This window comes from Flavobacterium terrae, from assembly GCF_900142035.1.
Lineage (GTDB): Bacteria > Bacteroidota > Bacteroidia > Flavobacteriales > Flavobacteriaceae > Flavobacterium > Flavobacterium terrae.
In genome coordinates this window covers 15091-37551 of record NZ_FQZI01000002.1, presented here as the reverse complement: position 1 = coordinate 37551, position 22461 = coordinate 15091, and the positions used below count along the sequence as shown (strand labels likewise).

Annotated in this window: 17 protein-coding genes; 9 read left to right on the top strand and 8 right to left on the bottom strand. The window is 31.2% G+C overall.

All coding sequences use genetic code 11. From position 1 onward, the window contains the following. Positions 1 to 21 precede the first annotated feature (21 nt). From bglX to BUC09_RS04450, 4 genes are all read left to right on the top strand, one after another. A complete protein-coding gene (gene bglX / locus BUC09_RS04465; protein ID WP_073309120.1) occupies positions 22 to 2316 on the top strand; it encodes a beta-glucosidase BglX in 2295 nt (764 codons plus the stop codon). 50 nt (positions 2317 to 2366) lie between these two features. Further along, entirely contained in the window at positions 2367 to 5000 is a 2634-nt protein-coding gene (locus BUC09_RS04460; protein ID WP_073309118.1) for a beta-1,3-glucanase family protein, read from the top strand. 69 nt (positions 5001 to 5069) lie between these two features. Continuing rightward, a complete protein-coding gene (locus tag BUC09_RS04455) occupies positions 5070 to 7934 on the top strand; it encodes a carbohydrate-binding protein (RefSeq protein ID WP_084127097.1) in 2865 nt (954 codons plus the stop codon). A gap of 250 nt (positions 7935 to 8184) precedes the next feature. Then, the gene (locus tag BUC09_RS04450; protein ID WP_073309115.1) at positions 8185 to 8769 is read left to right on the top strand and encodes an RNA polymerase sigma factor; all 585 of its coding nucleotides are present in this window, start codon (positions 8185 to 8187) and stop codon (positions 8767 to 8769) included. A gap of 217 nt (positions 8770 to 8986) precedes the next feature. On the opposite strand, the gene BUC09_RS04445 is transcribed toward BUC09_RS04450, so the two are convergent. Then, entirely contained in the window at positions 8987 to 9643 is a 657-nt protein-coding gene (locus tag BUC09_RS04445) for an endonuclease III domain-containing protein (RefSeq protein ID WP_073309114.1), read from the bottom strand. A 64-nt stretch (positions 9644 to 9707) separates the two neighbouring features. Here BUC09_RS04445 and bcp point away from each other — a divergent pair, with 64 nt between their 5' ends. Further along, complete coding sequence (bcp, locus tag BUC09_RS04440; protein ID WP_073309113.1) at positions 9708 to 10160, top strand: thioredoxin-dependent thiol peroxidase; 453 nt, start codon at positions 9708 to 9710, stop codon at positions 10158 to 10160. Positions 10161 to 10199: 39 nt separating this feature from the next. Here bcp and BUC09_RS04435 read toward each other — a convergent pair whose 3' ends face one another. Next, positions 10200 to 11672, bottom strand: a complete 1473-nt coding sequence (locus BUC09_RS04435) for a TonB-dependent receptor (protein ID WP_073309111.1) — start codon at positions 11670 to 11672, stop codon at positions 10200 to 10202. Between the two features lie 83 nt (positions 11673 to 11755). On the opposite strand from BUC09_RS04435, the gene BUC09_RS04430 reads away from it, so the two are divergent. Together BUC09_RS04430 and BUC09_RS04425 are read left to right on the top strand one after the other, a co-directional pair. Beyond that, positions 11756 to 12520: an MBL fold metallo-hydrolase gene (locus BUC09_RS04430; protein ID WP_073309109.1), complete on the top strand. Its 765-nt coding sequence runs from the start codon at positions 11756 to 11758 to the stop codon at positions 12518 to 12520. Between the two features lie 2 nt (positions 12521 to 12522). Continuing rightward, positions 12523 to 12990, top strand: a complete 468-nt coding sequence (locus BUC09_RS04425) for a hypothetical protein (RefSeq protein WP_073309107.1) — start codon at positions 12523 to 12525, stop codon at positions 12988 to 12990. A gap of 30 nt (positions 12991 to 13020) precedes the next feature. Here the strand turns inward: BUC09_RS04425 and BUC09_RS04420 are convergent, their stop codons facing one another. Genes BUC09_RS04420 through BUC09_RS04395 form a run of 6 tightly spaced genes read right to left on the bottom strand, consistent with a single transcriptional unit; the run spans position 13021 to position 19084 of the window. Continuing rightward, positions 13021 to 13671, bottom strand: coding sequence for an alpha/beta hydrolase (locus BUC09_RS04420; RefSeq protein WP_073309105.1), 651 nt, complete (start codon positions 13669 to 13671; stop codon positions 13021 to 13023). Then, positions 13668 to 13988, bottom strand: a complete 321-nt coding sequence (locus tag BUC09_RS04415) for a magnetosome magnetite crystal formation protein family (protein WP_073309103.1) — start codon at positions 13986 to 13988, stop codon at positions 13668 to 13670. Before BUC09_RS04415 ends, BUC09_RS04420 begins: the two co-directional genes overlap by 4 nt. A 3-nt stretch (positions 13989 to 13991) precedes the next feature. Then, positions 13992 to 15245: a dihydroorotase gene (locus BUC09_RS04410; RefSeq protein ID WP_073309101.1), complete on the bottom strand. Its 1254-nt coding sequence runs from the start codon at positions 15243 to 15245 to the stop codon at positions 13992 to 13994. Beyond that, positions 15242 to 17170, bottom strand: coding sequence for a vWA domain-containing protein (locus BUC09_RS04405; RefSeq protein ID WP_073309099.1), 1929 nt, complete (start codon positions 17168 to 17170; stop codon positions 15242 to 15244). Before BUC09_RS04405 ends, BUC09_RS04410 begins: the two co-directional genes overlap by 4 nt. A 45-nt stretch (positions 17171 to 17215) precedes the next feature. Further along, entirely contained in the window at positions 17216 to 17731 is a 516-nt protein-coding gene (locus BUC09_RS04400; protein ID WP_073309097.1) for a DUF4442 domain-containing protein, read from the bottom strand. A gap of 6 nt (positions 17732 to 17737) precedes the next feature. Continuing rightward, on the bottom strand, positions 17738 to 19084 hold the full coding sequence (locus tag BUC09_RS04395) for a DEAD/DEAH box helicase (RefSeq protein ID WP_073309095.1): 1347 nt from the start codon (positions 19082 to 19084) through the stop codon (positions 17738 to 17740). A gap of 138 nt (positions 19085 to 19222) precedes the next feature. Here BUC09_RS04395 and BUC09_RS04390 point away from each other — a divergent pair, with 138 nt between their 5' ends. Both BUC09_RS04390 and BUC09_RS04385 read left to right on the top strand, forming a co-directional pair. Next, positions 19223 to 22027 carry a PAS domain-containing protein gene (locus BUC09_RS04390; protein ID WP_073309093.1) on the top strand — a complete coding sequence of 935 codons (2805 nt, stop codon included), beginning with the start codon at positions 19223 to 19225 and terminating at the stop codon, positions 22025 to 22027. Beyond that, positions 22024 to 22404, top strand: a complete 381-nt coding sequence (locus BUC09_RS04385; protein ID WP_073309091.1) for a response regulator — start codon at positions 22024 to 22026, stop codon at positions 22402 to 22404. The genes BUC09_RS04390 and BUC09_RS04385 overlap by 4 nt, the downstream gene beginning before the upstream one ends. The last annotated feature ends 57 nt before the right edge of the window (positions 22405 to 22461 follow it).

The window sequence follows — 22461 nt, the reverse complement described above, 5'->3', positions numbered from 1 at the left end:
ACCTAAAAAAATACCTAATAAATGAATTTTAACCAACTTAAATATGGGTTGTTTATAGGTGCTTTGCTTTTGTATAATTGTAATTCTACTAAAAATACTCTCAGCACAAATAATCAAAATACGAATAACCTTGATAAAAGGGTTGATTCTCTTTTAAGTTTGATGACTTTAGAAGAAAAAATAGGTCAAATGAATCAGTATAATGGTTTTTTTGATGCAACTGGCCCTGTACCAAAAAATGGACAAGCAGTCCAAAAATATGAGAATTTAAAAAAGGGATTAGTTGGAGCAATGCTAAATGTAAAAGGAGTTAAGGAAGTCAAAGCACTTCAAAAAATTGCAGTTGAAGAAACACGTTTACATATTCCTTTACTTTTTGGATTTGATGTTGTTCATGGCTACAAAACAATTAGTCCTATTCCATTAGCCGAAGCTGCTAGTTGGGATTTAGAGGCTATAGAAAAATCAGCTCAAATCGCTGCAGAGGAAGCTTCTTCAACAGGAATCAACTGGACATTTGCTCCAATGGTAGACATAACTAGAGATGCCCGATGGGGGAGAGTGATGGAGGGTGCTGGCGAAGATCCTTATTTAGGGAGTAAGATTGCAATTGCAAGAGTAAAAGGTTTTCAAGGAGATTTGACATCCAATAAAAATGTTATAGCATGTACTAAACATTTTGCGGGTTATGGATTTGCAGAATCAGGCAGAGATTATAACACAGTAACGGTAAGTGAAGAAATATTACAAAATATTATTCTTCCTCCTTTTAAAGCTACAGTGGAAGCTAATGTAAAAACATTTATGAATTCTTTTAATGAACTAAATGGAATTCCTGCTACTGGAAATTCTTTTTTACAGAGAGATATTTTAAAAGGAGATTGGAAGTTTGATGGTTTTGTAGTTTCTGACTGGGGTTCTATCAATGAAATGATTGCACATGGCTATGCAAAAGACAGTAAGCATGCTTCTGAAATAGCATCAAATGCAGGTTCTGATATGGATATGGAATCATATGCTTATGTAGAAAATCTGGCTAAATCTGTTAGAGAAGGCAAAGTAAAAGAGTCAGTAATTAATGAAGCTGTAAAAAGAATTTTAAGAGTAAAATTTGAAATGGGTTTATTTGAAAATCCATACAAATATTGCGATGAGCAACGTGAGAGAGAAACTATTGGTAAAGCTCAATTTCACGATGATGTTTTAGATATAGCAAAGAAGTCAATCGTTTTATTGAAAAATCAAAATCAATTACTACCATTAGCTAAAGAAGGTAAAAAAATTGCAGTAATTGGGGCTTTGGCAAATGACAAGACTAGTCCGCTTGGAAGTTGGAGAATAGGCGCTGATGACGAAACTGCCGTTTCTGTTCTTGAAGGTTTAAAAAAGTATACTGGAAATCAAATTACATATACAAAAGGAGCAGATGTAGCAGTAGGTAGAACACAATTTGTCTGGGAGACTAAAATTAATACCACAGATAAAAGCGGTTTCCCTGAAGCCATCCAAAATGCTAAAAATGCAGATGTTGTAATTATGGTTCTAGGAGAACACGGCTTACAATCTGGTGAAGGTAGAAGTAGAACTGATATTACATTACCAGGTGTACAACAAGAATTATTGGAAGAAGTCTATAAAGTAAATCCTAATATCGTATTAGTTTTAAACAACGGAAGACCTTTAGCCATTCCATGGGCTGATAAACATATTCCAGCAATTGTAGAAGCATGGCATTTAGGATCTCAAGCTGGAAATGCAATTGCTCAAGTATTATATGGGGATTATAATCCAAGTGGTAAACTACCTATGACGTTTCCAAGAAGTATAGGACAACTTCCAATTTATTATAATTATAAAAACACGGGAAGACCTGTCATGAACGAGCCTGAAAGTGTTTTTTGGTCGCACTATATTGATCAGCCTAACACACCTTTATATCCTTTTGGCTACGGGTTAAGTTACACGAAATTTGAATATTCAAATTTAAAATTAAGCTCAAATTCATTTTCTAAAGATGGAAAAATAGAAGTTTCTGTTGAGGTTAAAAACACAGGAAAGACCAAAGGGAAAGAAGTAGTTCAATTATATATAAGAGATATGGTAGGAAGCTTTACTCGACCTGTAAAAGAATTAAAAGGTTTCGAAATGATAGAGTTAGAGCCTAATCAATCTAAAAGAGTCGATTTCGTTATTGATGAGAAAATGATAGAATATTATACTGCCAACGCTAAATGGGAAGCAGAACAAGGAGATTTCAAAGTATTTGTGGGGACAAATTCTTTGGATGTTTTAGAAAAAGATTTTCAATTTAAATAAGCTAAAATAAATTCAAATACCAATTAACAAATAAACCAAAACTAAAAATTATGAAAAGAATGTTTTATTTTAAAATTCTGGCAGTATTACAAATACTGTGCATGAGTTCAATGAGTTTTGCACAAGGAGCTATTCCTTTTACTGTCAATAACAATTCTCCTTTTTCTGACGCCGAATTGTATGTAGCGGTAGTAGGGATAGATTATACAACAGGGAATCATGTATGGGTAAACCCTAAAACAAGCCAAGTTCTCCCAATGAGTTCTTCTTATAATACTGTACAAGGGCCAACACCAGGCGGAAATTTAGGTCCTGGAGGAAACGGGAAATATGCAAACTGTTTTGTGAAATTAAGCGAGATTCCTAACAAAACATTTACGTTACCACTTATTGCTGGTTGTAGAGTTTTTATTTCAAAAGGATCTCAAATGTACTTGTATTTCTTTGGTGCAAGTGGGGCTCCATCGGGATATGCAGGACACAATCCTTTAAATTCAACAGATCCCAATAATGGAATTTTGTATGAGATGATTGAGTTAACTAATAATCAGTATGGCTTTTTTGGAAACCCTACTCGTGTAGACTCATTCAAATATCCAATGGGATTAGAATTACTTGGAGCAAATGGCTATCAAAAAAAGGTTGGAGAGTACAAAACTCAAAGCGAAATTGTAGCAGCATTTAAAGCAAATGTACCTGCAGAATTTCAAGGTTGTGTAAATGATGCAACTGGTGAAATTACGGCACCTTCAAAAACGGCACCTTTTGCTGAAGGAACTGGTGCATACGCTAACTATATGAAATCGTATGTAGACGCAATTTGGAATAAATACAAAACTCAAGATTTAATTTTTTATGCTGGAGATGCAGGTGTTTTTAAAGGAAGAGTAATAGGTGAACAACTTGAGGTTGTAGGACAATCAGGTGGTTTCGTAGGTCGTACAGGTAGAGTACAATATAGACCTTCAACTCAAGAAGTATTAGAAGGAAAGGGTGTACTGGATAGAAGACTTGTTGATGGAGATTTAGATCTTGTTATTCAAGCTCAACTTTGTGCTGCTATAAATAGACATATGGTAAATGTTACAGCATCTAATCCAGGTCAACAAAACTGGTATGACGCACCTAACTTTTACAAAGCAAACCCAATGAATCATTATGCTAAATTTTGGCATTTACCTGGAATCAGTTTAGATAATTTATCGTATGGTTTTGCTTATGATGATGTTGCAGATCTATCTCCATCATTACATACACCACAACCAACAAAGGTAATTGCGACTTTTGGGGGTTATGTTGGAATTTTAAATCCTAGTGTACCATCAACTACAGGTATAATTACAACTTATGATGATTGTAATTTCACTGGTTTTTCTGGAGGTTTTGGTGTTGGAGATTATAATCTAGCAGCTTTACAAGCAAAAGGAGTTCGTAATGATGTTATTTCTTCATTAAAAGTTACTCAAGGTTATAAAGTAATTTTATATATGGACGATAATTTTACGGGAACATCTACCACTTTAACCTCAGATTCTTCTTGTTTTAATGCAACTTGGAATGATAAGGTTACTTCAATGAGAGTTTTGCCTAATGGAGATACAGGTTTAGGGAATGTAACATACTATTTACAAAATCGTAATAGTGGATTGTATATGGACGTTTGGGGATCAAGCAATACAAATGGAGCAAACGTTGCACAGGGTACTTACAATGGTGGTAATAATCAAAAATTCACTTTTACTCATTTAGGTGACGGACTTTATAAAATAGTTGCAAACCATAGCGGTCAATCTTTGGATATAAATAATTTTAATACAGCTAATGGTGCCAATGTAGAACAATATCCATATAATGCTACTCCTAATCAGCAATTTGTTTTAGTATCTACTGGGGATGGATATTTTAAAGTAATTGCAAAGCATAGTGGTAAATTAGTTGAAGTTACTGGATATAGTACTGCTAATGGTGGAAACGTACAACAATGGGAAAACGTTAATCAAACTAGCGGACATTGGAAATTGGTGCCGGTTGTTAATTCAACTGTAATTCAAGCAGAAAACTATTCTTCTATGAATGGTATTCAAGTAGAAGCAACTACTGATACTGGTGGTGGTTCAAATGTGGGTTACTGCGATACAGGTGATTGGATGGCTTACAATAGTGTAAACTTCCCTACAACTGGAGCATATCTTATAGAATATAGAGTAGCTAGTGCTGTTACAGGAGCAAAAATTTCTTCTGATTTGAATGCAGGCTCAATTGTTTTAGGTACATTAAACGTTCCTAACACAGGAGGATGGCAAAATTGGCAAACGATCTCTCACACTGTTAGTGTAAATGCTGGTACTTATAATTTCGGAATATTTATTCAAACTTCAGGTGTAAATATTAATTGGATTAGAATTACTAAAGTTGCTAATGGAGCAAAAGTTGCTTTAGATTCAAAAGAAGAAATACAAGAGGAAGTAGAGTTTAAAGTTTATCCAAATCCAGCTCAAGAAATCATTTATTTCTCAAAAGATTTGATAGGAAATACAGTTCGTGTTTTTTCTTTAAATGGAAATTTAGTTCTTGAGAGATTATTAGATAAAAATGAATTAGATATTTCTAAACTACAATCAGGAGTATATTTAATAGCTTTTGATAAAGAAATCAAAAAAGCAAAAAGATTTGTAAAAATGTAATTGCTAAAACTCTCAGTTGGATTTGATCAACTGAGAGTTTTTTTTCAAATAAACCTAACTAAAATACCTATGAAAAATAGAAGCAAATATTGGTTATACCTATTTGTTATAATATTTTCATGCAGTTATACGATAGCTCAAACATCATTGGGTAATACTAAAACTGTGTTGAGAAAATTAAAACAAGAGGTAGTAAATTCTAATAAGAATGCCATAAAAAAAATATCATTAACTATTCCTGATTCAAAGATAATAACTGCAAAAGTCAATTATATAAAATCAGATAATTCAAGTGAATTTGTAATTGGAGAAATTTTAAATACTCCACAGTCATCATTTTATTTAAAAGTTTCAAATGAGTCAGTTGAGGGTCACATAATTTTCAAATCCAAGAAATGGGCTTATAAATATTATTCAGACAAGACTGGTAATGCATTTGTAAAAAAAGTAGATATCAATACACTAATCTGTGTAAACTACACTAATCCAAATGAAGTTTCAAATAAAAGCAACAAGGCAAGCACAGGAACGGCATCAATTGCTCCTGCTTTATTAAACTTACAGAGTTTACCTGGTGCTGCTGGTTGTGTTTTACTTGATTTTGATGGATATAATATGCCAGCAGGTAACTTATGGAATAATGGTAATGCTATTAATGCTGCTCCTTCAGGAATGAGCGATGCAGATATTCAGCAACATTGGGAAGTTGTTTCTGAAGATTACAGACCTTTCAATTTAAATATCACAACAAACGAATCTGTTTTTAATTCTTACCCTAAAAATCGAAGAATGCGTGTTGTAATTACACCTACTAATACTGCTGCTCCTGGAGCTGGTGGTGTGGCATATATTGGTTCGTTTAATTGGGACAATGATGTTCCTTGTTGGGTGTTTATTACTTCGGGTAAATCAGGGGGTGATGCTTCTTCTCATGAAATTGGTCATACTTTTGACCTAGGTCATGATGGACGTACTAGTCCAGCTGAAGAATATTTTGTTGGCTTAGATAATACTTCTTGGGCACCAATTATGGGAGCGGGTTATTATAGACCCATAGTTCAATGGAGTAAAGGCGAGTATACAGCAGCAAATAATAAACAAGATGATGTTGCTATTATTGCAGGAACAAAATTCGGAATAGGCTACAGAGGAGATGATTATGGTAATAATACAGGGTTATCAACTAAGTTAGATTATAATTCTAGTGGAATTATTAATCAGAAAAATGGTATTATTTCTAGCGAGGCAGATTATGATTTCTTCTCATTCACAACTGGAGGAGGAAATGTAGTGATTAATGCTAGAACTGTTAGTAGAGATGGTAACTTACATTTATTATTAAGATTATATAATTCTTCAGGAGCAGAAATTGGCACCTACTGGAATTCAGATCCATATGCTTTAAATGCAACAATGAATGTGAATTTAGCTGCTGGTAAATACTATCTAGGGGTTGATGGAAACGGAGCTGGAAACGCAGCTAGTGGAGGTTATTCCGCTTATGGTTCCATAGGAAGTTATAGTATCACAGGAACAATTCCTCCTGGAGGAAGTATTAATTCAACCACAGATGTAGTAACGGTTTACAAAGATTGCAATCATGCAGGATTTTCGGCAGGATTAAATGTAGGGGATTATACTTTGTCCCAATTAGCAACTCTTGGAGTATTAAATGATGACGTATCATCTATCAAAATAGCACAGGGTTATAAAGTAATTTTGTATATGGATGATAACTTTTTAGGGTCAAGTGTAACATTAACTTCAGATTTAGCTTGTTTTGATGCTACATGGAATGACAAAGTTTCTTCAATAAGAGTTAGACCAAATGGTGTTACAAATTTAGCAGGGAAATATACATTGCAAAACAGATACAGTGGACTTAATATGGATGTAGTAGGAGGACCAGGTGGTTCAAGTGCTGATGGTGTGAACATTCAACAATGGAATGTAAGCAATACAACCAATCAACAATTTAATTTTGAGCATTTAGGAGATGGAGTTTATAAGATCAGTGCAGTTCATAGCGGAAAATGTATAGATATCAATGGAATTAGTAAAGACAACGGCGCCAATGTGCAACAGTGGACTTATTACGGTACACCTAACCAACAGTTTATTGTATATGCAATGGATGCTGGTTACTACAAATTGATTGCAAAACACAGCGGCAAAGTTATAGAAGTTGCAGGGTATAGCACTGCTGCAGAAAGTAACGTTCAGCAATGGGAAAATGTTAATCAAGCTAGTGGTCATTGGAAATTAAATCCAGTAGCTGTAACCTCGACTGTTATTCAAGCAGAGAATTATTCATCTATGAGTGGTATTCAAGTAGAAGCTACAACAGATACTGGTGGTGGTTCAAATGTGGGTTACTGCGATACTGGTGATTGGATGGCTTACAATAATGTAAACTTCCCGACAACTGGAGCATATCTTATAGAATATAGAGTAGCTAGTGCTGTTACAGGAGCAAAAATTTCATCTGATTTGAATGCAGGCTCAATTGTTTTAGGCACATTAAATGTACCTAACACAGGAGGATGGCAAAATTGGCAAACGATTTCTCACACTGTTAGTGTAAATGCTGGGACTTATAATTTCGGAATATTTATTCAAACTTCAGGTGTAAATATTAATTGGATTAGAATTACTAAAGTTGCTAATGCTGCAAAAGTAGCTTTAGATTCAAAAGAAGAAATACAAGAGGAAGTAGAGTTTAAAGTTTATCCAAATCCTACTACAGACTATTTGTTTTTTTCAAGTGATATTGATTACGAGACAGTTTCAATATTAAATTCTACAGGAAATCTAGTTTTAAAATCTAAACCTTTACAAAATAGAATTGATGTGACATCTTTGTCTTCAGGAGTTTATTTTATTGAAATTAAGGGTGTTAGCGGTAGTTTTGTAAAACGTTTTATTAAGAAATAATATTGTATACGTTTGAGTTTTTATATATAATAGTTGAGTTAATTGTTAAAGTGTTCGATACATACCGAACGCTTTTTTTATGATTTTAAATTCCTTTTTGTAATAAAAATTCAATTTTTTTTGCATTTCTAATATAAAATACATTAAATTTGGCGTATAACACTAAAACAAAAGCTTATAATATAAAAATACTTTTTTTACAGAGAGAACTCTCTTTAATGATTAACCCAGAATCTAAAAAAGTATTGTTATGGCTACAAATCAACTCCCAGACGCTTTATTAGTTAGAGATTATATTAACGGAAATGAGAATGCATTAGCTGTTTTAATTAACAGACATCAATCTAAAATTTACGGCTTTATTTATTCAAAAGTTTTAGATAGAGACGTATCTGACGATATATTTCAAGACACTTTTATTAAAGTTATTAAAACTTTAAAATCAAATTCATACAACGAAGAGGGTAAGTTCTTACCTTGGGTTATGCGTATTGCTCACAATTTGATTATTGATACATTCAGAAAAGATAAAAAAATGCCGAAATATCGTGATTCAGATGATTTTTCAATTTTTTCTATTCTTATGGACAATAGTCCTAATATTGAAGGCCAAATCATTACAGAACAAGTTGAAGCAGATTTGTTAAAATTAATTAACGAATTGCCTGATGACCAAAAAGATGTTTTGGAAATGCGTATATACCAAGATCTTAGCTTTAAGGAAATAGCAGATTTAACAGGAGTAAGTATCAATACGGCTTTAGGTAGAATGCGTTATGCAGTGCTTAATTTGAGAAGAATAATTGAAAAAAATCAAATTGTTTTAACAAATTAAACAATATCTTTTAGGGTGGTGCGTTATATATTAAAATTAAACATAAAATATGGCGAAACTCTACACTAAGAAAAAAAATGAAACCCAAAAAATGTTACCAAAACAGGAAACAGTGGATTTTATATTAAACTATTCAAAAGCACTACGAATAGTTAAAACGACAAACAACGAAAACTTTGAGATTGTTGTAAATTGAGCTAGGAAAAACAACGCCCTTTTAGGGCGTTTTTTTATTGTATTCTTTTAGCACAGAGCTTCTCCCTATAGTCTTTGTAATGATGTCTTTTTCAAGATTCCATCCTCTTGCAGGTGAGTACTCTCGACCATACCAAATTATCTGAAGGTGTAAATCATTCCATAATTCTCTTGGGAATATTTTTTTGGCATCAGCTTCTGTTTTTTGAACACTTTTTCCATCAGATAAATTCCAGCGATACATTAATCTGTGAATGTGTGTGTCTACAGGAAAAGCAGGTACACCAAAGGCTTGACTCATTACAACACTTGCAGTTTTATGACCTACTGCCGGTAATTCTTCTAAGGCTTCAAAGCTTTGAGGAACTTCGCCATTGTGTTTTTCAATCAAAATTTGTGATAATCCATATATTCCTTTCGATTTCATTGGAGATAAGCCACAAGGTTTGATTATTTCTTTGATTTCTTCCACTGACAATTTAACCATATCATATGGATTGTCTGCCTTAGCAAACAAAAGAGGAGTTATTTGGTTAACCCTTACATCTGTACATTGTGCAGATAGCAATACGGCAATTAGCAATGTATAGGGATCTTTATGATCTAGAGGAATAGGGATTTCAGGATACAATTGATTCAAAGTGTCAATTACAAACTGAATTTTCTCTTTTTTGGTCATTTTAGTTTAATTTTGGTAAATCTAAAAACTAAATACAAAAACTCCTAAAATTTAATTTCAAAAAATGACAACATTAAAAGTAGGGGATAAAGCACCTAATTTTTCTGCTTTAGACCAAGAAGGTAAATCACATTCATTAAGTGATTATAAAGACAGTAAATTAGTTCTCTTTTTTTATCCAGCCGCTAGTACACCTAGTTGTACTATAGAAGTATGTAACTTACGTGATAACTATTCAGATTTTACAGCAAAAGGATATAAGTTATTAGGTGTGAGTGCAGATACTGCAAAAAAACAATCAAATTTTATACAAAAAAATCAATTGCCATTCCCATTATTAGCAGATGTTGATAAAAAAGTGATTGAAGCTTATGGTGTTTGGGGGCCAAAGAAATTTATGGGAAGAGAATTTGATGGTATTCATAGAACAACTTTTGTGATAGACGAAAATGGAATCATTGAAGATGTTATTGAAAAGGTGAAAACCAAAGAGCATTCTAAACAAATTTTTAAATAAATAAAAAAGCCATTCTCAAGGAATGGCTTTTTTATTTGTTTAAACAGTTTCTTTTTCTAAAGAACTGGTTTCTTGATAACCAAATAAATGATCACGCTTAATCATTTCTGCAATACCTTCAGGCAACATTTCTTCCCATCCAGGTTTGTTTTTGCTAATCATTTTTAAAACTTCTCTTGAAAATATTTTAAGGTGAGATTTATCAAAATCAGTTATGTCGATTACTTTTCCATTGTAAGCAAAGAATTTGTATAATTCTTTCATACGAGGATGAACTTTTAAGTTTTGAGAATTCAAAATTGTTCCATCTTCATCTTCCATTGGATACAAATAAACTTTCAAGTCTCTGTAGAATAACTTACCAAAAGCTTCAAGTATACCACCACTTAAATGGCGATAGTATTTTTCATCAAAAATATCAACTAAATTGTTAACTCCTAGAGCAAGACCCATTCTTTCTTTAGAGTAATTAGAGAAATATTCTACTACTTTATAGTATTCTTGGAAGTTTGAAATCATTACAGTTTGACCTAACGAGCAAAGTAATTCAGCTCTATCCATAAAGTCTCTTTCATCAATTTCACCATCAGAACGTAGGTTTGATAGAGTAATTTCAAAGACAACTAATGTGTTTTCCTTTTTTACTTTATTTTCTTCTAGAAACATTTGTAACGATTTCTCGTACATGTCCATGTTAACCTTTGTAACGGGTCTAAAACTTCCGCGAAGAGCTAGTATATTTTTTTTGTATAATACAGCAGCAGGTAGAATGTTTTTTCCAGTAGGATCAAACATAACGGCATCCGTCATTCCATTTTTAACAAGTTGTAAACTCATTAAACGGTTATCTACTTCAGCAAAACGAGGTCCAGAAAAATTAATAGTATCAATTTCTAATTGATCCTTATCAAGATGATCATATAAATATCTCAACAATCGCTTAGGGTCATTGTATTTATAGAATGCGCCATAAATTAAATTCACCCCAAGTTTTCCTAAAGTTTCTTGCTGTAATTTAGCATCTGTTTCTTTAAAGCGAATGTGAATAATGATTTCATTGTATGCTTCCTCTGCATCTAATTGGTATTTAATCCCAACCCAACCATGACCTTTGTATTGTTTTGCAAAATCTATGGTTGCCACTGTGTTAGCATAACTAAAAAACATTTTAGAAGGGTGTTTTTCTCTTTTTAAACGTTCTTCAATTAGTTCAACTTCGTGGTTTAACATTTTTCTCAAACGACTTTCCGTAACATAACGACCATCATCTTCAATGCCATAAATCGCATCACTAAAATCTTTATCATAAGCAGACATTGCTTTTGCAATGGTACCAGATGAACCTCCTGCTCTAAAAAAATGACGCACAGTTTCCTGTCCGGCACCAATTTCTGCAAAGGTTCCGTAAATGTTATCATTTAGATTTATTCGTAATGCTTTGTCAGTTATTGAAGGAATAGTTTCAATAACCTTGTCTCCTTTTAGTCTAATTTCGTTCTCTAAATTTTTCATTATTGGAATAATACTTTGCAAAGTTAATAAAACGAGAGGCTTTTTATCAAATTAATCTTTAATTTTGAGAAAAATTTAAGCAATTGAAAGTCTATTTTTTAGGTACAGGTACATCTCAGGGAATTCCAGTAATAGGAAGTCAGCATTTAGTTAATAAAAGTACAGATCATAAAGATAAAAGATTGCGAGTTTCGGTTTGGATTGAATGGGATGATTTATCATTTGTCATTGATTGTGGCCCTGATTTTAGACAACAGATGTTAACTTCAAACTGTCAGCACATTGATGCTATTTTATTTACCCATGAGCATTCTGATCATACGGCAGGTTTAGATGATATTCGTCCATTTTTCTTTAAACAAGGTGAAATTCCAATTTATGCTCATAACAGAGTTTTAAAAAATTTAGAAAAGCGATTTGATTATATTTTTGAAACAGAAAATAAATATCCAGGAGCTCCAGGAGTTTCTCCAATAGAAGTTGTTAATAATAATCCTATATCAATTGCAAATAAAGAAATTATTCCAATTGATGTTATGCATGGAAATCTTCAGGTTTTTGGATATAGATTTAGTGATTTTGCTTATTTAACAGATGTTAAAGAAGTTGCTCAAAGTGAAATAGAAAAATTAAAAGGTTTAGAAGTATTGGTTGTGAATGCTTTAAGAGAAGAATCTCATCCTACTCATTTTAATTTGCAGGAAGCTTTAGATTTTATTAAAATTGTGCAGCCTAAAAAAGCCTATTTGACCCATATAAGTCATGTTTTGGGATTTCATGAAGAAGTGCAACAAAAATTGCCAGAGAATGTATTTTTGGCTTATGATAATTTGATAATTACTATTTAAAAATGAAGAAATTAATTTTGTACGGATTTATATTTTCCGTTTTGGTAAACATTTTTCAGTTGATGTATTCTTCTAAAAAGTTCAATTTTGAAAATGAACGTTTTGAGAGTTATAAAACTAAAGTGAAAGACAGTATTTCTAAAATCGTTGCGGATAAAGAAGAAGGTGATTATTTTTCATTAGCACACAATGACAAAGCAATAGATTATTTAGAAGATTATGATGTTAATAAATTAATGCCTCAAATTAAAGAGCAGTTATTAGAATTTAATAACAACCCCAAAGGTAATCCTTTGATATCTTACGAGGGAATGTCAATAAATAAAGTTCGTTTTTTAAACCACAGATGGATTATTGCTGATTTTACAGGTCCAACTGGTTGGGGAGAAGTTATTTTTAAATACTTTATTGAAAAAGATGGAAAAGTTACTTTTGAAGTCGCTGAAACACTTTTGTATCCACAGAATTAAATAAAAAAAGGACTTTTATAAGTCCTTTTTTTATTTTGTTTCTTCTAGCCAATTTCTAAAATCATAGAAATTTTGTGGAGCCACACCATGTCCTACAGGATATTCTTTATATACATTTTGTATATGTAAACTGTCCAAAATAGGTTTTGCTTTACGTGCCCATTCTACAGGAACTACTTGATCTACATTTCCGTGAGAAGCAAATATTTTCAAATTTGTAAAGTCATTATTTTTAAAACTGTCCTTTGCAATATCATCATTAAAATATCCACTCATAGCAACAACACGTTGTACTTTTTCTGGGTAAGATAAAGCAATAGCATAACTTAAAATACAACCTTGACTGAAACCAATTAATGTCACTTTTTCAGAATCAATAGCATAGTTATTAATTAATTCATCTATGAAAGTAGCTATTAAATCACGTGATGTTCTAGCCTGATCTAAATCTGAAAACTTTTTTTCATCGGCATCAAAGTTTATGGCATACCAAGCATAGGCATTATACATTAAGTCGTAAGGAGCTCGTGCAGATACAACATAATACTCCTCAGGTAATTCTGACGCAAATGAAAACAAATCTTCTTCATTACTTCCATAGCCATGAAGCAATAAAAGAAGTGGATTTTTATCGAGTTTAATTTTGGGTTCTCTGACTAAATGATGTAATGTTAAATTCATAGGGTTTTAAAAATTTTCTGAAATAGATTTCCTAAAATTGGAATTTGTTTAGTTTCTCCTTTTACTGCTGTAAACATACCATACAACGTAAGTATAGATATAGCCCCCCACATGGACATTGTTGCCATAGGAATATTAAAATTCGATAATAATAAACCTAATACTATAAAGGTAATAGTTAAACCAAGTCCTTGTCTAATATGAAAAGAGGCAAACTCTGTTTTGTCTTCTCCACTGTTCATTGATATTGCAATAAGAGGGCCTATTAATAAAATATAACTAATTATGGCTTGTGTCTTGCCTTTTTTTTCTTCCATTATTTATTGTAATTGTAATTTTCCTTGATTGTAAATTCCGTATACTTTTCCTTTTAGAGTACTTCCTATAAAAGCAGAGTTTTTAGACTTAGATAGGATATTTTTTTCGTCAAATTCAAAATTTTCGTCAGGAGTAAAGAGTGATATGTTTGCTTTTTCACCTTCTTTAACAGAAAGAGTACTAAGACCGAATATTTTTCTACCAGAAGTTAATTTTTCTATGATTATATCAGTAGGTAAAATAGTTTGTAAAGCAGTATAAGCAGTTTCTAAACCTATTGTACCATTTTTTGCTAAATCAAACTCGAGTTTCTTGTGCTCAATGTCTATTGGATTATGGTCTGATGTGATGCAGTCTATTGTTCCGTCAAGAACTCCATTGATTAAAGCTTTGCGATCTTCTTCAGTTCTAATAGGAGGTGTAACTCTAAAATTCGCATCAAATCCTTTTAAAACTTCGTCATTAAAAAACAAATTATGAACAGCAACACTACAAGTAACATTAAGTCCCTTTTTCTTTGCTTCTTTAATAAGTTCGACAGATTTTGATGTAGAAATAGTTGGTATGTGTATTTTACCTCCAGTGTATTCTAGGATGAATAGATTACGAGCTATGATTAGTTCTTCGGCCAATGCAGGAATTCCTTTTAGACCTAGTTCAGTAGATGTGATTCCTTCATTAACTATTCCTTTTCCCTTTATATTACTATCTTGCGAAAAAGCGATTATTAAACCATTAAAATCTTGAGCATATTGTAAAGATACTTTAAGAAGATTAGCATTGTCTAAACTTTTATTGTAATCTCCAAAGGCTATGGCGCCAGCATTTTTCATATCAAACAACTCTGCTAAATCATTCCCATCACTGTTTTTTGTTAGCGCACCAATGGGATAAAGTTCTGTACTAAAACCACTCGCTTTTTGTTTGACAAAATGAATTTGCGATTGATTGTCTATGATTGGGTTTGAATTGGGTTGTAAAGCAATACCAGTAAAGCCAGATTTAGCAGCTACTTCAAGACCATTTGCAATAGTCTCTCTTTCTTCATAACCTGGTTCTCCTAATGAAACACTGGTGTCAAACCAACCAACAGAAACGTGTAAATTATCTAACTCAATTTCTTTAAAGCTTTCTTCAGATTGAATGTTTGGACTAATTTTCTCAATGATTCCATTCTTTATTTTGATGTCAATCACTTGATTATGAAATGAATTTCCAGGTTCAATAAGTCGGGCTTTTTTAAAAATTAAGTTCATTTTATGAATTTTTGTATAAGAATTTCAAGTGTAAAGAACAGTAGCGTAAAAATAAGAAACCATTTCCATATCTGATTATCTGTTCTCTCAATCTGTATGGTTTCAAAAAATTTATCTAAACTATCAATTTCATTCAAGTTGTCTAAACTTTCGTCACTAGGTTTACTTAAATTACTTTCTTTTCGATCAAAATTAAAGCTAAGATTTCCAATGGTTTTGTTCTTTTGGACAATATTATAGTTTCCTGCTTTTTTAGGATTATCTCCGTTAGAAAATTTTATTTTGTCTTCCATGATTTGTTGCATTGGAATAAAATCTTCTTCATTATTTTTAATCGAAATGACCTCGTCTTTGTTTACAGATGCATCTACAAGTAAAGATTTACTATTACCAATGATTTCAAACTTAACACCATTTTTATTGTTATTTACACCCATTTTATAAAATACTGGGACAATAAGAGGAGAATTTTGAAAATTACTATTTTGTTTATTTAAAGAAGACGAAAAAACATAAACCGCTCCGCTATTTTTATATAGAGTTGATAAAAAAGCAGTTTGGTCTTCATAAGAAATAGCTTGTGATATAGTTGATTTGATTTTAAAACTTTGCTTAACTGTTGGGTATTGAAAGTTTGTAATTTTCTTTTCGAAAACATCTGAAAACAAAGGATTTGAAAAGTTTATTTTAGTTATTTTCTTTTCGAAATTTTCAAGATTTAAAAACTGAATTCCTCCAAAAACTGAAAGGAATGAATTTATATTTTGAACATCATTTTCTTCAGAAGGTATAACAATCAAATTTCCGCCTTTTTGTACAAACTGTTTTAAGTTCGTATGCATTGCAACAGGGATGCTTTTTAATTCATTTAAAATGATAACATCTTGTTTTTGTAGCAAACTATAATCGAGGGTACTTAGTTCTGTATTAATGAATTTAAAATCAGGAGTTGTATATATTTTAGATAGAAAATTGTTTTTCTCAGTGTTTCCAATCCCTAAAACATTAATTATTTCGGGTTTTTTGATATTAAAATAAAATATATTGTCAAAGGCCAAACTATTATCATGAAGAGAAACATAACCATTAAAATCATCTTTTGGTATGGTAAAGTTTAATGTTTGTTTCTTTTTGTCGAGTTTTAAAATGGTTTTAGCAATTAGGTTTTCTTTGTTATGGATAGAAACCGGAATCGATTTTTCATCTTCAAAATTAGAACTCACTTGAACTCCTATTTCGTAAAAATTATCTAGAGTTTGACTTAAATATACACTGTCGATAGCTATGTTTTCAAAGTTTTCTGCCTCAGGAATAATAAAGTATGTTTTGGTATTCTCTGGCAATTTTTCGATAGAAGTTGTTTTTAATCCAATAGCATCTGTAACCACAACAATATCTTTTCCTTGGTTACTATTGTGTGATTTTATTTTAGTTAAAGCATTATCCAATGAAAATGGAATTGCAGAATAATTAAGTCTTTGCAAATCTTTTTCGATAGATTTAATATTTGAATCCCAAAATTCTTCTGAATTTGTGATCACCGAAATATTCATTTCTTCTGGAGTTACTTCTAATAAATCCTGAACAGCTCTTTTTAGAAGTTCACCTTTTTGTCCTTTAGCCTGCATACTAAAGGAATTGTCAATTATTACAAATAACTGATTGTTTTTTCCTTCACTATCGTTTGCTTTAAAATAAGGTTGTGCAAAAGCTAGAATAAGAGTTGCAAGTAATAATAGGCGACAAGCAAGTAGTAGGTATTTTTTAATTTTAGAACTTTTACGAGTTTGAACTGAAAGTTCTTTAAGTAGTTTTACGTTTGTGAAGTATTCTTTTTTAAAACGTCTTAATTGAAATAAATGCACTAAAATTGGTATGACCAATAGGAAAAGGAAATACAGAATTTCGGGATTTTTGAAGTGCATTTATCAAAAGTTTTTCAAAGATACATTTTTGGTTTAAAAATTAAACTATACTCGTTTCCCTTTTTTCTCTTTATAGAAATCTTTTTCGGCTATATAGATCGTTTTAGTTACCTCGCAAAAAACCACATCACCAGTTTTATTAGTTATTTGAGTTACTTTGGGATGCTCAAATTCTTTGCGTTCTTTTACTTTTGAAGTGATTTCATCTATTTCTTCATCACTAAATTCAAAAGTAGCATACATATCTTCACGCGCAGGTCTTTTAAATCTTATTTCTGCTGATTTGTCCCAAACGATGAACTCTTCTTTTAGAATATACATTAATTGTATCATTGGAATAGGATCTACAGATGCAAATAAGCTTCCTCCAAAAATTGAGCCTACATAATTTCTATTTTTATAGCTCAGTGGTATTTTAATTTTTACAGTTTTAATGTCATCAGAAATGTAAATCACCTTTGCAGTACTTCTTCTATACATGGGTGACATATTGAAACCAATTCTTAAAAAAGTTGATTCTTTGACAAACTTTCGAGCTATTTTAGCTAACTGTTGGTACATTTTAAATTATTTTTTCTTCTTTTTAGCAGCTCTGTTCTTTAAAATATTTCTGTTTACAGAAGTTCCTGTCTTTTTCTTCGTTTTTGATGGCCCACCAAGATTTACTTTTTTGTTTTTCTCAGATTTTTCATGAAAACCACTATTCTCACTAAGTTTAGGTTTCTTTGTAAGGAACTTAATTTTTTGTTTTTCTTTTTCAGGACCAATTAATTGTGTTGAAATTTCAACTTCAGAAGGAGTTTCTAAAATCTTAATTTCCATTTCCATAAGCATTTCTGCTTCAATTTTAATATCTTCTTCTCTTGGAGCAATAAAACTTATTGCAATACCCGAAGCGTCAGCACGACCAGTACGTCCAATTCTGTGAATGTATTGTTCAGGAATTTCGGCCATTTCAAAGTTGATAACATGCGTGATATTTGAAATGTCTAAACCACGGGCCATTACATCGGTAGTAATTAATCCACGTAAAACACCATTCTGGAAATCTTGCATGGTTAATAAACGATAGTTTTGTGATTTATTAGAGTGTATTACTCCAAATTGACCCGGAAAATCAGCATCAATTTTGTCAAAAAGCATATCAGCAATTTTTTTGTTGTTTACAAACACTAAAAGCCTTTCTAAAGATTCATCAGTATTTAGTAAATGTTTTAATAGATTAACTTTTGTGTTAAAGTTGGGAATATGATAAGATAACTGTTCAATTTTTTCAAGCGGTGTTCCTGAGGCAGCTAGAGTAATTTCTTCAGGAAAATCAAAATAGTCATTTAAAATTTCATCCACTTCATCAGTCATAGTAGCTGAAAATAAGATGTTTTGTCTTTTAGTTTTTAGCATCGCCAAAATAGAAGTCAATTGAGGTCTAAATCCTAAATTAAGCATCTCATCAAACTCATCTATAACCAGTTTTGTCACTTCTTGTAAGCCTAATACACCGTCAAGAGCTAAATCCATGATACGACCTGGAGTTCCTACAAGAATATCGATTCCTTGATATACTTGATTTTTTTGAGTATTAATATTTACACCACCATAAATCCCTAATGTTCTAACCGACATGTATTTTGTCAGCTTCTCCACTTCCTCAACAACTTGTACAACAAGTTCACGAGTAGGAACTAAAATCATTAAACGAGGATTATAGGTGTTTACAAATTTGTACTGTTTTAATAATGGTAATAAGTAAGCAAATGTTTTACCTGTTCCAGTTTGTGCAATTCCCATCATGTCACGCCCCGACATAATTACTGAAAATGATTTTTCTTGAATAGGAGTAGGTGTTGTGAAGTTTAAATCATCTATAGCTTTTTGTAAAGATTTAGGAAGATTGAACTGCTCGAAATTTGCCATTTGATATTATTTTTTGCAAAGGTATCGTTTAAAGTCTATTATTTACCAATTTTTAAGGTCGTTCATCGAAAAAAGTAAGATTTTATATAAATATTAGACAATTTTGTCTTAAATTTTCAGTGCTAATAAGATTAGGGAATGCTTCAGGATAATTATATAAAGGATTATTTTTTTTCATACATAAAACAAGATTTAGATTTATTCAATCAAATTGTAGTTTTAAATAAAAAGCATTTTTTTGTTTTTGACTTTTTTAGCCAAGATTTTCTTTGGATTTCAGAGTATTTATGCAAGAAATTAGGTTTTAAGGACAAAGAAAATGATCTGCACTTTTGGAAAAAGCACATACTATTTAATATTACTCAAATTACCAATCAGAAAACTGATATTGAATTTGTTAATGATCAAGGTGTTTCTGTTACTTCTCCAGTTTTAATTCATGAGCTGTTTGATGAAAAAAGGAATATTAAATTTCTAGTTGGAATTGTAGAATCTTCTCTTCGTTTTAAAGATTTTAACAAAAAAGTAAGTAGAATAAAAAGGTTTCAGAATACCTTAATCGAAAATCAAGATAGATTCAATTTTATTTCGGAGAACATTTCTGATGGTATTTACATAATTGAAAATGAGCAATTAGTTTTTACATCTGGGGCTTATCTTAAAATGATGGGAATGTCAGAGCAACAAAAACAAAGTAATCATAAAGTAGACATGTTTGGTATGGTTCATCCAGATGATCTCGAACCAGTGAAAAAAATTATTTATGGTGCTGCAGCTCAACTTTTACCTTCTGTAAAATACGTTTTTAGATGTCGTAGAGGAGATGGGGAGTACATATGGCGAGAGGATATTATGAATATCCAATACAATGAAAAAAATGAACCTGTAAAAGTGGTTACTATTGCTCGAGATATCACACAAGAAAAATTAGAGAAACTAGAAAGCGAAAAAAAACAAAAAAATACCGAGAGACAAAATAATTTATTGATTAATATATATTCAAGTGTAAGTACTAAAAGTTTACAAGATAAAATAAAGGAAGTAACTGTTTTAGCTACTAAAGGACTTACTATAGATAGAGCAAGTTTTTGGGAAATTAGTGAAGATGAATTAGTGTGTAATGATCTTTATGACAAAAACCAAAATAAACATCTTAAAGACCACTTTTTTAAAATTAGAGAAATTCCAAAATATATTGCAGCTGTAAATAATCAGGTTGCTCTAGTTGCGGATGATGTTTATGACAATGAGGCTACTTCTGAATTAATAGATAATTATCTAAAGCCTTTAGGAATTACAGATATGTTAGACATTCCTATAAGAGCAAACGGAAAATTTTACGGTGTTTTATGTTGTGAGCATAGAGATGATCCTAGAGTATGGAGTGAAAACGATATATCATTTGCTAGAGCCTTAGCAGATTATTTAAGTCTTGCTATTGAAGAAGATAAAAGAATTATAGCAGAAACTCAATTAAATGAAAATCAAGAACAATTAAAGTTTATTTCTGAGAATACTTCGGATGGAATTTTAGTTATAGAAAATAATAAAATTAGTTATGTATCACCTGTATTTGCTAAGCTTTCAGGTTATACAGAAACATATATTAAAAAACTAACTTTAGGTGAAGTGTTTGATTTTATTCACCCAGAAGATGCTGTTAAAATAACTGAGGTTATTTATAAAAACTTAAGTGTTCAAAACGGAAAGTTTAGTTACGAATATAGATTTAAAGGTGCTTCTGGTGAATATCAATGGAGAGAAGATTCTGCAAATGTAATATACAATCCAGATGGCACATACTCTAAATATATTTTAGTATCTAGAGACATTTCTGAAAGAAAGCAAACAGAAACAAAACTTATAGAAAGCGAGCAACAATTACGTTTGATCACAGAAAACACCTCAGATGGAGTTGCGGTTATAGAAAGCGGAAAGCTATCTTATGTTTCACCGTCATACATGAGATTACTAAATTATTCTAAAGAAGAATATTTAAATTTCACTCCTGATGATATTTATGATAAGTTTCATCCTGAGGATTTAGTTAAGGTGAAGCCTTATATTAAAGAATGTTTATCTAAACAAATGAGGGAGTTTAAATATGAAATGCGTTTCAGAGATGTTTATGGTAATTATCATTGGAGAGAAGATTCTGCTAATGTTATATATGATGAAAATGGAAGATATTCAAAGTACATTGTAGTTACAAGAGATATATCGGCAAGAAAAGAATCGGATAAAGAAAAAAACAGATTGTATGAAATAACCGAAAAGCAAAATCAAAAACTGATTAACTTTACGCATATTGTTTCACACGATATACGTTCACACACGAGTAACTTGGCAATGATTCTTGATTTATTTGAACAAACAAATGATCTAGACGAACAGAAAGAATATTTTACTATGCTTAAGCAAAGTACAAATAAGCTTTCAGATACTATTTTCTTTTTAAATGAAACTGTTGCGATACAAAGTGGAGGTAAAAATGATTTTGTGACCCTAAATCTTAAAAAAGAAATTGAACATACAATTTTAGGTATTAATGCTATTATAAAGAGTAACAAAGCAATAATAAATATTAATGTTTCAGAAGATATAGAAGTTAAGGTTACTCAATCTTATTTGGAAAGTATTATATTTAACTTATTAACTAATGCAATCAAATACAAATCAAAAGATAAATCACCTATAATTAATATAACTGCTAGTTTACAAAATGAAGAAGTTGTTTTAAAAATAAGTGATAATGGTTTGGGTATAGATTTAGAAAAAAATAGAGAGAAAGTTTTCGGAATGTATAAAACTTTTCATGGAAATTCAGATGCTGTTGGTTTAGGTTTATTTATGGTAAAAAATCATATTGAGTCAATGGGAGGAAGGGTTGAAATTGAAAGTGAAGTTGGGAAAGGAACTACTTTTACCTTATATTTTGTATGAAAAAAGCAGAACTTACATATATAATTGATGATGATAATATTTTTGTTTTTGTTCTTAAAAAACTTTTAGAAAAAAACGAAAATTTTGTACAAGTTAAAGATTTTAAAAACGGGGAAGATGTCTTGGATATCTTAGAAAAAAACTCTGAATTTCCAGATATTATTTTATTGGATATTAATATGCCTGTGGTTGACGGTTGGCAATTTTTGCAAAAATTAGAAGAGCTACCTAATAAAGAAAAGTTGAAAGTTTTTGTAATGTCATCTTCTATCGATGTTGCCGATGTAGAAAAATCTAAAGAATTTACGACGGTAAAAAATTATATTTCAAAGCCTATAAATCAAGAAAAGTTAAATGAATTACTGAGTCTATTATAAAAACGAAAAACCATCTCGTTGGAGATGGTGTTTTCAAAATATAGGTTTGGTTTGGTT